The sequence below is a fragment of the Streptomyces sp. Root1310 genome (genome assembly GCF_001426425.1).
Lineage (GTDB): Bacteria > Actinomycetota > Actinomycetes > Streptomycetales > Streptomycetaceae > Streptomyces.
In genome coordinates this window covers 524,254-536,316 of the sequence record NZ_LMEQ01000001.1, presented here as the reverse complement: position 1 = coordinate 536,316, position 12,063 = coordinate 524,254, and the positions used below count along the sequence as shown (strand labels likewise).

Genomic DNA, 12,063 nt, shown 5'->3' with positions numbered 1-12,063 from the left:
CCAGATGAACGCCGACGTCAGCGACAGGCGGACCGACACGACCGTGCTGGTCGTCGACCGTACGGCGGCCGGCCGGTTCGCCCTCGGTGTGGTGCTGCGCCGCGCCGGTCACCAGGTCGTCGCGGTCGGCACCGGCCACGAGGCCCTCGTCGAACTGGACGTGCGGCGGCGCAAGGGCGCCCTGCCGGACGTGGCCCTCGTCGACGTGGAGCTGCCGGACATGAGCGGCTTCGAGCTGTGCCGCCGGCTCAAGGCCCGGCCGCACATGGCCGGGCTGCCCGTCGTCCACTTCTCGGCCGGTGACGTGGCCCCGGGCGACCGCGGGCAGGGGCTGGACGCGGGCGGCGAGGCCCACCTGGCGATGCCCGCCGAGCCCGAGGAGATCGACGCGGTGGTCCGGGCGGCCGTGCGGGCCGCGCGGCTGCGGGCCGACGACCAGGCGGCGGCACGGCGGCTGTCCCTGCTGTCGGAGGCGATCGTCGGCATCCAGGCGGCACGCTCCCCGCAGGAACTCGCCGACGCCGCCGCCGAGGGCACCGCGCGGCTCACCGGCTCTCCGTCCGCCGTCTTCGTCCTCGGCCCGGACGACGTGCTGCACCGCGGCACCTCCAGGAACCGCACCTCCCTCGCGCTGCCGGACCAGGACGCCCACCAGGCCGTGGTGGCGCTGCTGCGACGGCTCACCCGCGCCCAGGCGGGGGTGCGGATCACCACGGTGGCCGCACCGCTGTGGCCCGCGGGGTTCTTCCGGCCCGGGGTGCCGCACGACGCCCGGCTGGTGCTGATCCCCACCCAGGACGGCAGGTCCTCGGTGTGTCTGGCCGTCCCCACCCGAGGCGTGCGCCGGGTGGACCCCGAGACCGAGTCCCGGCTGGCCCGGCTCGCCCAGGCCACCGCGCTCGCCGCCGAGCCGCTGCTGATGTACCAGGCCGAGCGGCACGTCGCGCTCACCCTCCAGCACAGCTTCCTGCCCCGGCCGCAGCGGCTGCCCGAGCTGCCGGGCGTCGACGTCGCCGTCCGCTATGTGCCCGCGTCCCGGGAGGCGGAGATCGGCGGTGACTTCTACGCCGCCCTGCGGACCGGGGAGGGGGTGCTGGCCGCGGTCGGCGACGTCGTCGGGCACTCGCTCGAGGCGGCCACCGTCATGGTCGAGATCCGGCACGCGCTGCGCGCCTACTGCGTCGACGAGAGCGATCCGGCCGTGCTCGCCGAGCGCCTCGACCGGATGCTCCGGCTCTACCACCCCGAGGTCACGGCGACCGTCTGTCTGGTCCTGATCGACCCCGGAACCGGGCGGGTCCGGATCGCCAACGCGGGGCACATACCGCCGCTGATCGTCCGGGACGAGGGCGGCGCCGACTACGTCAAGGCGGCCGGGCCGCTGCTCGGTCCGGGCGTGCCCCACCCGCCGCCCACCGAGCTGTTCCTCGAGCCCACCGACCGGCTCCTCATGGTCACCGACGGTCTGATCGAGACGCGGGGCACCGATCTCGCGGTGTCGATGGAACAGCTGCGGGCGGCGGCCATCGGCGCCATGCCGGGCCTGGACGCGCTGTGCGACACCCTCCTCACCAGCTTCGGCCACGACCGGGAGGACGACATCGCGATGCTGGCCCTGCGGCTGACGAACTAGGCTGAAGCTTGTTTGCCGTAGAACGGGAGTGCCCATGCCGCAGATCACCGTCGAACGCTCCTCGGGGTTCGATCACGTCGACTGGAACGCGTTCGCGCTCGCGCTGCACCCGGTGGTCGTCGAGATAGCGGCCGCGCGGCTCGAGGCGTGCAAGACGCGGGTCCTGCGGACCGAGGCCGACGTGGTCGGAGACGTGGTGGGAGGGACGGAGCCGAGCGGGTCGGCCATCGTGCACGTCACCCTCGCCCTGCTCGCCGGCCGCTCCGACGAGACCAAGGCCAAGCTCACCGAAGCCGTACTGGACCTGCTGCGCAAGCACATCGAGCCGACCGACGGGGTCTCGGCAGTGCACGCCTCCGCCGAGGTGCGCGACCTCGACCCGTCGTACCGCAAGTACGAGAGCTAGGACAGGTCCCGGGCGGTCTCAGGAGGCCAGGGCGATGAGCCGGGTGGCCAGGTCGCCGAACGGCCCGTCGGCCGGCTCGCCGCCGAGCACGGGGCGCAGCAGTGTGCGCAGGTCGTCGTCGTGGGCCGCGCTGACGGCCGCGAGCGCGGCGAAGTCCTGCACGAGCTGGACCTCCAGTTCTTCCCGCGGGATCCGCCGCCCGTCCAGCCAGATCAGCGCGGTCGACTCGGCGAGCGAGATCCAGGAGCGGACGAGCAGCTCCAGGCGCGGGGGCGCGTCGGCGATCCCCAGGTGCGACAGGATCTGCTCGTAGGCGTTCTGGCGTACGGAGTCGATGAGGGCGTTCGTGGTCGAGGAGCCGACCGCTGGGCCGCCGCGCATGAGGGCGGAGAAACCCGGTCCGTGCGCGTCGACGAAGTCGAAGTAGCGGCGCATCACGCGAAGCAGCCGGGAGCCGAGCGGTCCTTCGCGCGGCTCGGCGAACCGGCTTGCGAGATCTTCCGAGGCCCGCTTCAACGCGGCCTCGTATAGGCTGAGTTTGCCGGGGAAGTAGTGGTAGACGAGGGGGCGCGAGATGCCCGCGGCCGCGGCTATCTCGTCGATGGAGACCTCGTCCGGCGAGCGCTGGGCGAACAGTTCGAGGGCGACGCCGATCAACTGCTGCCGACGCTCCTCGACTCCCATTCTGCGACGAACCCCGGTAGTCATGCGAACACCTTACCGATCGATTCCGGCCCAGAACGGACCGGACCGGTGCAGACGCTCACCCCATCCGTCACTTAACCGACCACTTGTCCGGTCACATGTCGGTCATCTTTCGCCCTGTCCCGCGCGTCGCCTGTCGCTTCGGGCGCCGAGCGGAGCGCGGGGCCGCCGCGCGCCGGGTCACATGTCGAGCACCAGGCGTTCGCTGCGCGCCCGCGAGACACAGATCAGCATCGAGTCGCCGCGCTCCCCGTCGGTGAGCAGCTCGTCCCGGTGCTCCACCTCGCCCGCGAGCACCCGCTGTTGGCAGGTCCCGCAGAAGCCCTGCTCGCACGAGTAGAGGGTGTTCGGCAGCTCGGCGCGGACGGCGGCCAGTACGGTCGTGCCGGCGGCGACCGTCACCACCCGCCCGGTGCGCCTGAGTTCGACCTCGAAGGGGTCGCCGTCCCGGACGGTGCGCGCCGCGAACCGCTCCAGCCGGACGTGCGGCACCCGCTCCTCCACCGCCGCCATCAGCCCCTCCGGGCCGCAGCAGTAGACGGCCGCCCCCTCGGGCAGGTCCGTGAGCAGCGCGTCGAGATCGGGCCGTCCGGCCACCACCGTCACCCGGCCGCGATCCTGCCCGCCGAGCTCGGCGACCTCCTCCAGGAACGGCATCGAGGCCCGTGTCCGGCCGGCGTAGAGCAGCCGCCATTCGGCTCCTTCGGGCAGGGCCCGCAGCATGGGCAGGATCGGCGTGATGCCGATGCCCCCGGCGACGAAGACGTACGAGGGTGCCTCGACGAGCGGGAAACGGTTCCGGGGCCCCCGCACCTCGACCTCCGTCCCCTCCCGCACCTGCTCGTGCACCTCGCGTGAGCCGCCCCGCCCGTCCGTGACGAGCCGCGTGGCGACGGTGTACGAGGAGGTGTCCTCCGGGTCCCCGCACAGTGAGTACTGCCGTACCAGGCCCGAAGGCAGCACCAGGTCGAGATGCGCCCCCGGCTCCCAGCGCGGCAACTCGCCGCCTTCGAGACGCAGTCGGACGACACCTTCGGCGACCTCGTGCCGTGCGGTGACCAGCAGCCGCAGGGCGCGCGACCGGGGCCGGCCGGAGACCGGTTCCGCCAGCGCGGGCATCGGCCACAGTGGGGAGACCCGGATCCGGCGGCGCAGCGCCCGCCGGACGAGCAGCGCCGCGCCCGCGACGGCCACGGCGGTCAGCGGCTTCGCCGTCACGACGCCCTCTCTTCCGCGGCGAGCGCGGCCAGCGCGGCGGGGGAGGAGGCGAGATAGGCGACCGCCTGCTCGGTGGAGCCCTCCTGCGAGGGGTGGTACGCGCGGCTCAGATAGCGCGGGACCGACCTCAGCAGGTCGCCGGTCGCGGGCAGCGTGCCCCGTCTGCCGCGGACGTAGAAGTCCTTGAAGGAGGCGCGGCCATCGGTCAGGGTCGGGTCGTTCTCCATGAAGAAGCGGGTCCCGCGCTGCCACAGGAACACCAGCGCCGCGAACGCCGTCGCCCAGGTCCGTACCCGTCGCCGGTAGCCGCCGTCGACGTGGGTGAAGAGGTCGAAGGCGACGGACCGGTGCTCGACCTCCTCGGCCCCGTGCCAGCGCAGCAGGTCCAGCATGGTCGGGTCGGCGCCCCGCCGGTCGAGCTCCTCGGCGTTCAGCACCCAGTCGCCGAGGAACGCGGTGTAGTGCTCGATGGCCGCGATCAGCGCCACCCGCTCCATCAGCCACCAGCGCCGGGCCCGGCCCGGCGGCAGGGTCCGGTCGCCGAGCAGCTTCTCGAAGAACCAGTCGACCTGCGCGGTGTACGGCGTCGGATCGAGACCCTGCTCCCGCAGATGCGGCAACACCTCGTCGTGGGCCTGGGAGTGCATCGCCTCCTGCCCGATGAACCCGATGACGTCCTCGCGCAGCCGCTCGTCCCGGATGTACGGGAGCACCTGCCGGTAGACGTGCACGAACCAGCGCTCGCCGGCCGGCAGCAGCAGATGCAGCACGTTGATGGTGTGCGTGGCGAACGGGTCCCCCGGCACCCAGTGCAGCGGGGTGCCCTCCCAGGAGAAGGACACCTTGCGCGCCTTGAGCGTGACACGCTCGTCCGGCCGCCCCTCGGGCTTGTTAGACATGGTGTCAATGTACTGACGGGTAGGGCCGGGGTGAACCCCTGTGCGACAACTCGCCCGCACAACTTGCCCAGTGGGCTCGCCCCTGCCCGCCTGCCTCTGCTCGCCTGTCTGACCGCCTGACCGCCTGACCGCCTGACCGCCTGACCGCCTGACCGCCTGACCGCCTGACCGCCTGACCGCCTGACCGCCTGACCGCCTGACCGTCCAGTCGGCCGGTTCGGTCGACTGGACGGTCGGTTGGTTCGGTCGGCTGGACCAGCCGACGGCCCGCGGACCGGTCAGCGCAGTCCGCTGATCGACCGCCCGTCCTTCAGCCTGCCCTCCAGGCCGGCCTGCGCGCCCTGCTTCGCCGGCAACGCCAGCAGGTTGCCCTGACCGGACCCGGTCACCCCGCCGGTCGCCCGGACGGACACCGTCGCCTTGTCGCCGGCGGCGAGGAGGTACCAGTCGCCGCCCTTCGACTTCCACAGCACTCCGGCCAGCACATGCGGATCGCGGGGCCCGCACGCCGGTACGTCCCCGGCCTTCGCCACGGCCGCCCCGACCAGCCCGCCCGGCGTGTGGAACTGGGCCAGCACCCTGCTTCCGTCGCCCCGCCAGGTCTCGGCCCGGGTGCACACCCAGGTCGCCGCCCCGTTGGCGTCCGGCAGCTGCTGCCGGGTGTAGCCCCAGGCGTTGACCGTCCGTACGCCCTGTCCGCGCGCGTCGGCCAGCGAGCAGGCGAACGGCGCCCAGGTCCGCAGCGCCGCAGCCCCGCTCGCCTCCTTGGGCGCGGCCGGTCGCCCCGCCGTGAGACGGGCGGGGACGAGCTCGCCGAGATCGCTGAGCAGATGGGTGCCGGAGGCGTCCGTCAGCTGGAGCACGTTCCAGGTCGTGCACGTGCCGGTGTGGGTGGCCGGGCTGGACAGCGGCGAGGTGATCCCGTCGGTCAGCGTCAGGTCCATCACCCCGGCGCCCGGCTTCGACAGGTCACGCTCGCCGGCCTTCGTCACCCAGGGCGCCGTCAGATAACGCACGTTGCCGTCCGCCCGGCCCAGCACCAGCGCCCCCGCCTCGGGGCCGGTCGCGCCGTCGACCCGCGCGAAGTCGAGGGCCGCCCCGGCGGTGCCGTCCTTCGGCTCGGCGTAGCGGGCGATGCGCAGACCGTCGTACAGGATCACCACGCGCGCGTTGTCGACCTCGCCCGCGTAGAGGAGCTGGGGCGGTCCGGCGGGGCCGCCGAACGGCGTCTCCGGGGTGGCGGAGACGTGCACGGCCTTCCCGGGGCGGGCCCAGACGGCGAGGGCGCGGCGCAGCAACGCGCCGTCGCGGGTCAGGGGCCCGCGCGCGGGCCAGACGGAGAAGTCCGTGCGCGCGGAGGTCTTCCAGGCGGCTGGGGGCACCTTCACCAGCCGCCCGGGGTCGAGGGCGGCCTCGGCGGCCGGGTTCTGCGCGTACGGCGGGGCGGCCGCGCCGTCGGCTCCCCAGCCGCCGCCGGGCAGCGCGACCAGGGCGCCGCACACGGCGAGCGCGGCCGCGGCGGCCAGCGCGGCCCTGGTGTGCCGGCGTCGGCGCATCAGGTCGGTGGGCCGGACCTGGAGCGAGCAGGCGTCGAACTCGGGGGAGCCGAGCAGGGCGTACTGGGCGGCGGGGACCTGGCCGGCCGCGCGCAGGGCCGTGGTCACCTCGGCGTCCGGGACGCCGGCCCCGGTGAGCACCTCGCGGACATCGCCGTCGGGGAGCCGCTCCAGACCGCGCAGCACATAGGCGGCCCGGGCCGGGCCCGACAGGGTGGCCAGGCGCTGGTCCAGGGCGAGCTCGTCGGCGCCGCCGGAGCGGGGGAAGAGCCGCAGGCCCCACACCTGGGGGAGCAGCGGCGGGAGCTGCGCGCGCCCGCGCCGGGCCCGGAGCCGCAGCGGCAGCCCCGCCTCCAGTGCCGAACGCACCACCTGGCGGCGGATGTACGCATAGCCGGGGTCGCCGTCGCGGCCGTCCCCCGCTCCGCCGTTCTGGGCCGGGATGACCGGGGTCGAGGCGCTGCCGCGGGGCAGGGCGCGCTGGGCGAGGGCGTGGGCGGTCAGGACGCGCCGACTCCGGCCGAGACCGGGGGGCAGCACCAGGTAGGCGAGCCGGACGAGCCGCGGGTAGTGCTCGACGAGCGCGGCCTCGGCCTGCTCGACGTCGACGGTCCGGTCGGCGGCGGATCCGGGTGCGGGGCGCGGGGCGACATCCTGTGACTGCACGTCCAGCAGAACGAGCGAAACGGAGGATGGTCACCCCGGCGGGTCAGTCCTCCCGCAGCGCCTTCGCGTAGTTGGCCATCGACCGCTGATAGCGCGGCAGATGGGGCGCCAGGGCGCCGAGCACCAGGGACAGGCCCTCGCGGTCGCGGCCGAGGCTCGACAGGCACAGGGCCAGACAGGCGCGTACGGCGTCGTCCAACTCGTCCGAGCGGGCGTCCAGTTCGGGCGTCAGCAGCTTGACGCCCTCGTCCGCCTGTCCGATGTTGCGCAGGGAGCTGGCGAGTTGGATCTTGGCTCGCCTGCCCTTGTAGCCGCTCACCTCGGTCAGACCGCGCGCGAGCGCGTCCCGGTACAGCGGGGCGGCCCGGTCCGAGTGGCCGGTCGAGTCCCAGGCGCAGGCCCGCTCGAACGGGCCAAGCGGACTGCCTTCGGGGAGCTCGGCGACCAGCTTGTCGATCACGGCCCGGAACTCCGCCGCGCGCTCCTGCGGATACGCGTCGAAACCGGCCCAGGCGGCGGTCACGCGATCTTCCCAGTCTTGGTTCACCGGCACACTCTCGCACGGGTGTCCCCACCGGGCAGGGGTATTTTGAGCGCACCGCGCGTGAGAGCCGTATCCAGTGCGAGGCTCTTGCAGGGAGGAACGGATGAAAATGACCCGACCGATGCTCGCGGTGACCGCCGCCGCGGTGGCGCTGGTGCTGACGGGCTGCGGTTCCGACGGGGCCGAGGAGACCGTCCCGGTGACGGCGACCGGCAGCCTGGAGCACCTGGCCGCCGAGGTGAAGTGCACGCCCGACATGCAGACCGACGCCGACGAACTCCGGCAGGCCCTCTGCAAGAACGGCGACGGCAAGTTCATCCTGCTGACCTTCGCCACCGACCGCGGCCAGCGCGAGTGGATCAACGGGGCCAAGGACTACGGCGGCCACTACCTGGTCGGCCGCAAGTGGATCGCCGTGGGTGAGGAGACCAGCACCGTGACGGCGCTGCGCAAGACCCTCGGCGGTGACATCGAGGAGGGCACGGACCACTCCGCGCACGTGTCGGGCGAGCCCTCCGAAGGTGCTTCGCACTCTGGTCACTGACGGACCCACGCCCGCGGCGCGCGCCGCGCACCCGGCGCACACCAGAAGGCCGGCGGTGAGGAATCCTCACCGCCGGCCTTCTCGGTCGGCACTGCCGTTCGGTGCTACCGGCAGGTGCTACCGGGCGGCCCGCTCAGCGGGTCACTTGCACTTCTTGCCGGTGTTGATGCAGTTGACCATCTTGTTCATCAGGTTCGTCGAGAAGAAGTTGATGAAGTCGTTGTGGTCGGTGATCGGCTTGTGCAGGTTCTCCGGGAAGCTGTCCACCGCGTACGGCTGCACGACCGTCCCGTTCTGGAGCTTCGGGGCCGGAACGTTGTAGACGAGCCGGACCTGGAGCTGGGGGATCGCCTTGAAGCCGTTGGCGCAGGAGCCGTCGGCCTGGGCGAAGGCCACGTGCGTGCGGTGGTTGGCGCTGTCGATGTTCTGACCGTCCCAGCAGCTCTGGAAGTTGGTCGTCCGCACCACCTGGCTGCCCTGCGGGCAGATCGGGTACTGGGTCTCCAGCTGCACCTTGTTCTCGAAGCCGGTGCAGCTCCAGTTCACGTTCGCGTTGGCGTTGCCGTTGACGAAGGCCTTCGCGTCACCGGTGATGATGCGCAGGGCCGTCGGCATCGCGACGACCTTGCCCCTCTTGTTGCCGACGAACTTGATCTGCGCCTGGGCGGGCTGCAGGATCTTGCCGACGTTGCCTTCCTTGCCACCGCCGTCGTTGTTCTGGTCGAAGTCCTGCGAGCCGTCCTGGACTCGCAGCACCGGCCAGAAGTACGAGGACTTGTCGCCCTGGTTCTGGCAGCTGGTGCCGGCTCCCGCCAGCTCCTGGTCGCTGGCGAACGCGTCGTTGTTCTGGTTGCCGACGTAGTCGTGCAGGTGGTGCGCGCCGTTGGTGACACCGGGGGCGACGATCACGTTGTCCGTGTTGTGGTTGTCGTTCCCGTTGGTGCCGCAGCTCGAGGTGAAGGTGCCCCGGGAACCGCTGTTGCCGTTGGCCTTGGCGCCGTTCGCGCCCACGCCCAGCTGCGCGTTGGCCTGGACCTTCGTGATGTCCACGAAGTCCGCGGCGACCGGGCCGTTGCCGCCCTGGCCGTTCTGCGCCTGGCCGCCGTTGCCGCCGTTCTGCTGGCCACCGTTCTGCTGGCCGCCGTTCTGCTGGCCACCGTTCTGCTGACCACCGGTGTTCTGCTGGCCGCCGTTCTGCTGACCACCGGTGTTCTGCTGGCCGCCGTTCTGCTGACCGCCGTTCTGCTGGCCGGTGCCCGCCTGGCCGGCGTTGGTGTTCGCCGCCTGCGTGGTGCAGGCCGCCAACTGGCTCAGCGAGCTGTTGAACTGGCCGCCGGACCGCTGGATGTTGATGCGGATCCGGTCGATGGTGGCGGCGCGCTTCTCCTTGAGGGGGCCGGTGATCGCGTTCTGCACGAAGCTGGCGTCGTTGGTCTGGGCCTGACGCGTGGAAGCGAGCCGGGCATAGGCCTCGGTGATCTGCTTGTCGAGGTTGGCCAGCTCGGTCGCGACGCCCTGTTTCGCGCCGTTGGGCACATTGGTCAGCTTCTGCCCCACATCCGGGCAGGAGATGGTGGCGACCTGTGCGGCCGCGTTGGCGGCCTTGGTCGAGTTCTGGCCCGAGTTCGACTCGTGCGCCGAAGCGTAGAAGTTCGCCCAGATCAGCCCGCCCCCGCCGAGCGCTAGGGCCGCCGATGCTGCCACGGCCTTCGTGGCCATCGACGAACGGCGTTTACGTATGTTGCGTCCCATGGAACTCCTCTGACTTCCTTGCGGGGCAGCATCGAGGCGCCCGACAGGAGTGAAGCTGAAGCTGCCCCCTCCTTTACGCGTGCGGCCCCGGAGGTGTTCAGCCCGCTCAGAAATTGATGAGAGTCCCGTACGACAAAACAACCTCAACACCCTCACATGGCATGCCAGTTGAGAGGGTCAGCGATCCCGGTCCAGATAGGCCAGCACCGCCAGCACCCTGCGGTTGTCGTCGTCCGAGACCTCCAAACCCAGCTTCACGAAAATGTTCGCGGTGTGCTTGGCGACGGCCCGTTCGGTGACGACCAGTTTGCCCGCGATCGCCGCGTTCGACCGGCCCTGTGCCATCAGCTCCATCACCTCCCGCTCGCGCGGCGTGAGCCGGTCCACCGGCCCCCGGCCGTCACCCGAGCGCCGGGCCAGCAGCTGCTGGATCACCTGCGGGTCCATCGCCGTACCACCGGCCGCGACCCGCCGTACGGCGTCCACGAACTGTTCCGCGTCGAACACCCGGTCCTTCAGCAGATAGCCGATCCCCCCGGTGCCGTCGGCGAGCAGCTCACGCGCGTACAGCTGCTCGACGTGCTGGGAGAGGACGAGCACCGGCAGCCCGGGCCTCCTGCGGCGAGCCTGCAGCGCGCACTGGAGGCCCTCGTCCGTGTGCGTGGGCGGGAGCCGGACGTCGACCACGGCGACGTCCGGCTCCAGTTCGGCGAGCGCCCGCTCCAGTTCGGGCCCGCTCTCGACAGCGGCGGCGATCTCGAAGTCGTAGGCCTCCAGCAGCCGGACGAGACCGTCCCGCAGCAGGAAGAGGTCCTCGGCTAGGACAACACGCAAGGGATCTCCATGGTCACCATGGTGGGACCGCCCGCGGGAGAGCTGACGGCCAGGACGCCGTCGAATGTACCCAGTCGCCGCTCGACACCGGCGAGGCCCGAGCCGGCCCCGATCGCCGCGCCGCCCGCGCCGTCGTCGGTGACCGAGATCCGCAGCCGGCCCGCACCGTGATGGAGGTCGACCCAGATCCGGCCGGCGCCGGAGTGCTTGACCGCGTTGGTGAGCAGCTCGCTCACCGCGAAGTAGGCCGCCGACTCCACGGGCGCTTCCACCCGGCCGCCGTCGAGTTCGACGTTCACCTCGGTGGTCACCGGCAGCCGCAGCGCCAACGCCCTTACCGCGTCCCCGAGTCCACGCTCGGCCAGAACCGGCGGGTGGATGCCGCGCACCAGGTCACGCAGCTCGGAGAGCGCCTCGGCGGACGACCGGCGGGCCTGCGCGAGCAGCGCCTTGGCCTTCTCCGGGTCCTTGTCGACGAGCATCTCGACGGTGCCGAGGTCCATGCCCATCGCCACCAGCCGGGCCTGGGCGCCGTCGTGCAGATCCCGCTCGATGCGGCGCAGTTCGGCGGCCGAGGTGTCCACGGCGTCCCGCCTGGTCTCCGTCAACACCCGCACCCGCTCCGCCAGTTCGGTCTGGCTCGGGGTGAGCATGGCCTTGGTGAGGAGGAAGTGGACCCGCAGGGCGCTCACGGTGTAGCGGTGGGCGACGACGAGGAGGACGGCGCCCAGGGCGGCCGCGCCGAACGCGGACGCCTGGCCGGTGACCGGCACGAAGGCGTACCAGTAGGCGCTGCCGGACGTCTCGACGTACGCCCGCCACAGCCCGGCCGGCAGCGCCAGCCCCTCCAGGGGATAGAAGAACAGCACGGCCGGCAGCAGGGCGGTCAGGAACCCGGCCGGCATGTCCACCAGGAGCCACAGCAGATCCCGCCAGGTCGCGGGGTCGCGCAGCAGCGCGTAGGTGCGCCGGAACGGGTTGAGGGTGTCGGGGGCCGGCCGGTACGCCGACGGGATGCGCACCCCGCCCCACCGCTCGGCGAGCGCACGCCGCCGCTCCGCGTAGAAGCGCACCCCCTTGACCACATAGGGCGTGGTGAGGGCCCCGACCCCGATCGGTATCAGCGCCATCGACACGAGGGAGAGGCAGAAGCCCAGGATGCTCAGCGGCAGCGACGCGACGGCCAGCGCGAGCCCCCGTCCGGCGGCGAGCAGCATCCCGCGTGCCCTCGAACCGCCCCCGCCGCTCTTCGTGTTGGTGTCCATGCCCTCAGTCTGGCCGAGCCGCGGACAGGCGGTCACTGGCC

At 72.3% G+C, this 12,063-nt stretch carries 11 protein-coding genes; 3 read left to right on the top strand and 8 right to left on the bottom strand.

Annotated features, from left to right (window positions below):
* The first annotated feature begins 4 nt into the window (after positions 1–4).
* Both ASD48_RS02460 and ASD48_RS02455 read left to right on the top strand, forming a co-directional pair.
* Entirely contained in the window at positions 5–1,633 is a 1,629-nt protein-coding gene (locus ASD48_RS02460) for a fused response regulator/phosphatase (RefSeq protein ID WP_057600959.1), read from the top strand.
* Between the two features lie 34 nt (positions 1,634–1,667).
* Positions 1,668–2,039 carry an isomerase gene (locus ASD48_RS02455; protein WP_057599678.1) on the top strand — a complete coding sequence of 124 codons (372 nt, stop codon included), beginning with the start codon at positions 1,668–1,670 and terminating at the stop codon, positions 2,037–2,039.
* An 18-nt stretch (positions 2,040–2,057) separates the two neighbouring features.
* On the opposite strand, the gene ASD48_RS02450 is transcribed toward ASD48_RS02455, so the two are convergent.
* From ASD48_RS02450 to ASD48_RS02430, 5 genes are all read right to left on the bottom strand, one after another.
* Positions 2,058–2,747: a TetR/AcrR family transcriptional regulator gene (locus ASD48_RS02450; protein WP_079073578.1), complete on the bottom strand. Its 690-nt coding sequence runs from the start codon at positions 2,745–2,747 to the stop codon at positions 2,058–2,060.
* A 177-nt stretch (positions 2,748–2,924) separates the two neighbouring features.
* On the bottom strand, positions 2,925–3,962 hold the full coding sequence (locus ASD48_RS02445) for a PDR/VanB family oxidoreductase (protein WP_057599676.1): 1,038 nt from the start codon (positions 3,960–3,962) through the stop codon (positions 2,925–2,927).
* Positions 3,959–4,861 (bottom strand): metal-dependent hydrolase, encoded by a 903-nt coding sequence (locus tag ASD48_RS02440; protein WP_057599675.1) that lies wholly within the window; start codon positions 4,859–4,861, stop codon positions 3,959–3,961. Before ASD48_RS02440 ends, ASD48_RS02445 begins: the two co-directional genes overlap by 4 nt.
* Before the next feature lie 278 nt (positions 4,862–5,139).
* Positions 5,140–7,083, bottom strand: a complete 1,944-nt coding sequence (locus ASD48_RS02435; protein WP_057599674.1) for a hypothetical protein — start codon at positions 7,081–7,083, stop codon at positions 5,140–5,142.
* A gap of 43 nt (positions 7,084–7,126) precedes the next feature.
* Complete coding sequence (locus tag ASD48_RS02430; protein ID WP_079073577.1) at positions 7,127–7,630, bottom strand: tetratricopeptide repeat protein; 504 nt, start codon at positions 7,628–7,630, stop codon at positions 7,127–7,129.
* A 100-nt stretch (positions 7,631–7,730) separates the two neighbouring features.
* Between ASD48_RS02430 and ASD48_RS02425 the strand changes: the two genes are divergently transcribed.
* Positions 7,731–8,171: a hypothetical protein gene (locus ASD48_RS02425; RefSeq protein ID WP_079073576.1), complete on the top strand. Its 441-nt coding sequence runs from the start codon at positions 7,731–7,733 to the stop codon at positions 8,169–8,171.
* 141 nt (positions 8,172–8,312) lie between these two features.
* Here the strand turns inward: ASD48_RS02425 and ASD48_RS02420 are convergent, their stop codons facing one another.
* From ASD48_RS02420 to ASD48_RS02410, 3 genes are all read right to left on the bottom strand, one after another.
* Complete coding sequence (locus ASD48_RS02420; protein WP_057599671.1) at positions 8,313–9,923, bottom strand: DUF1996 domain-containing protein; 1,611 nt, start codon at positions 9,921–9,923, stop codon at positions 8,313–8,315.
* A 177-nt stretch (positions 9,924–10,100) separates the two neighbouring features.
* Positions 10,101–10,757, bottom strand: a complete 657-nt coding sequence (locus ASD48_RS02415) for a response regulator transcription factor (protein ID WP_057599670.1) — start codon at positions 10,755–10,757, stop codon at positions 10,101–10,103.
* Positions 10,742–12,022 (bottom strand): sensor domain-containing protein, encoded by a 1,281-nt coding sequence (locus ASD48_RS02410; protein ID WP_057599669.1) that lies wholly within the window; start codon positions 12,020–12,022, stop codon positions 10,742–10,744. Before ASD48_RS02410 ends, ASD48_RS02415 begins: the two co-directional genes overlap by 16 nt.
* Between the last annotated feature and the right edge of the window lie 41 nt (positions 12,023–12,063).

Bases quoted from the DNA above. Each gene is read 5' to 3' on its own strand.
- ASD48_RS02460 (WP_057600959.1), top strand. From the start codon at position 5: ATGAACGCCGACGTCAGCGACAGGCGGACCGACACGACCGTGCTGGTC.
- ASD48_RS02455 (WP_057599678.1), top strand. From the start codon at position 1,668: ATGCCGCAGATCACCGTCGAACGCTCCTCGGGGTTCGATCACGTCGAC.
- ASD48_RS02450 (WP_079073578.1), bottom strand. From the start codon at position 2,747: ATGACTACCGGGGTTCGTCGCAGAATGGGAGTCGAGGAGCGTCGGCAG.
- ASD48_RS02440 (WP_057599675.1), bottom strand. From the start codon at position 4,861: ATGTCTAACAAGCCCGAGGGGCGGCCGGACGAGCGTGTCACGCTCAAG.
- ASD48_RS02425 (WP_079073576.1), top strand. From the start codon at position 7,731: ATGAAAATGACCCGACCGATGCTCGCGGTGACCGCCGCCGCGGTGGCG.
- ASD48_RS02420 (WP_057599671.1), bottom strand. From the start codon at position 9,923: ATGGGACGCAACATACGTAAACGCCGTTCGTCGATGGCCACGAAGGCC.
- ASD48_RS02410 (WP_057599669.1), bottom strand. From the start codon at position 12,022: ATGGACACCAACACGAAGAGCGGCGGGGGCGGTTCGAGGGCACGCGGG.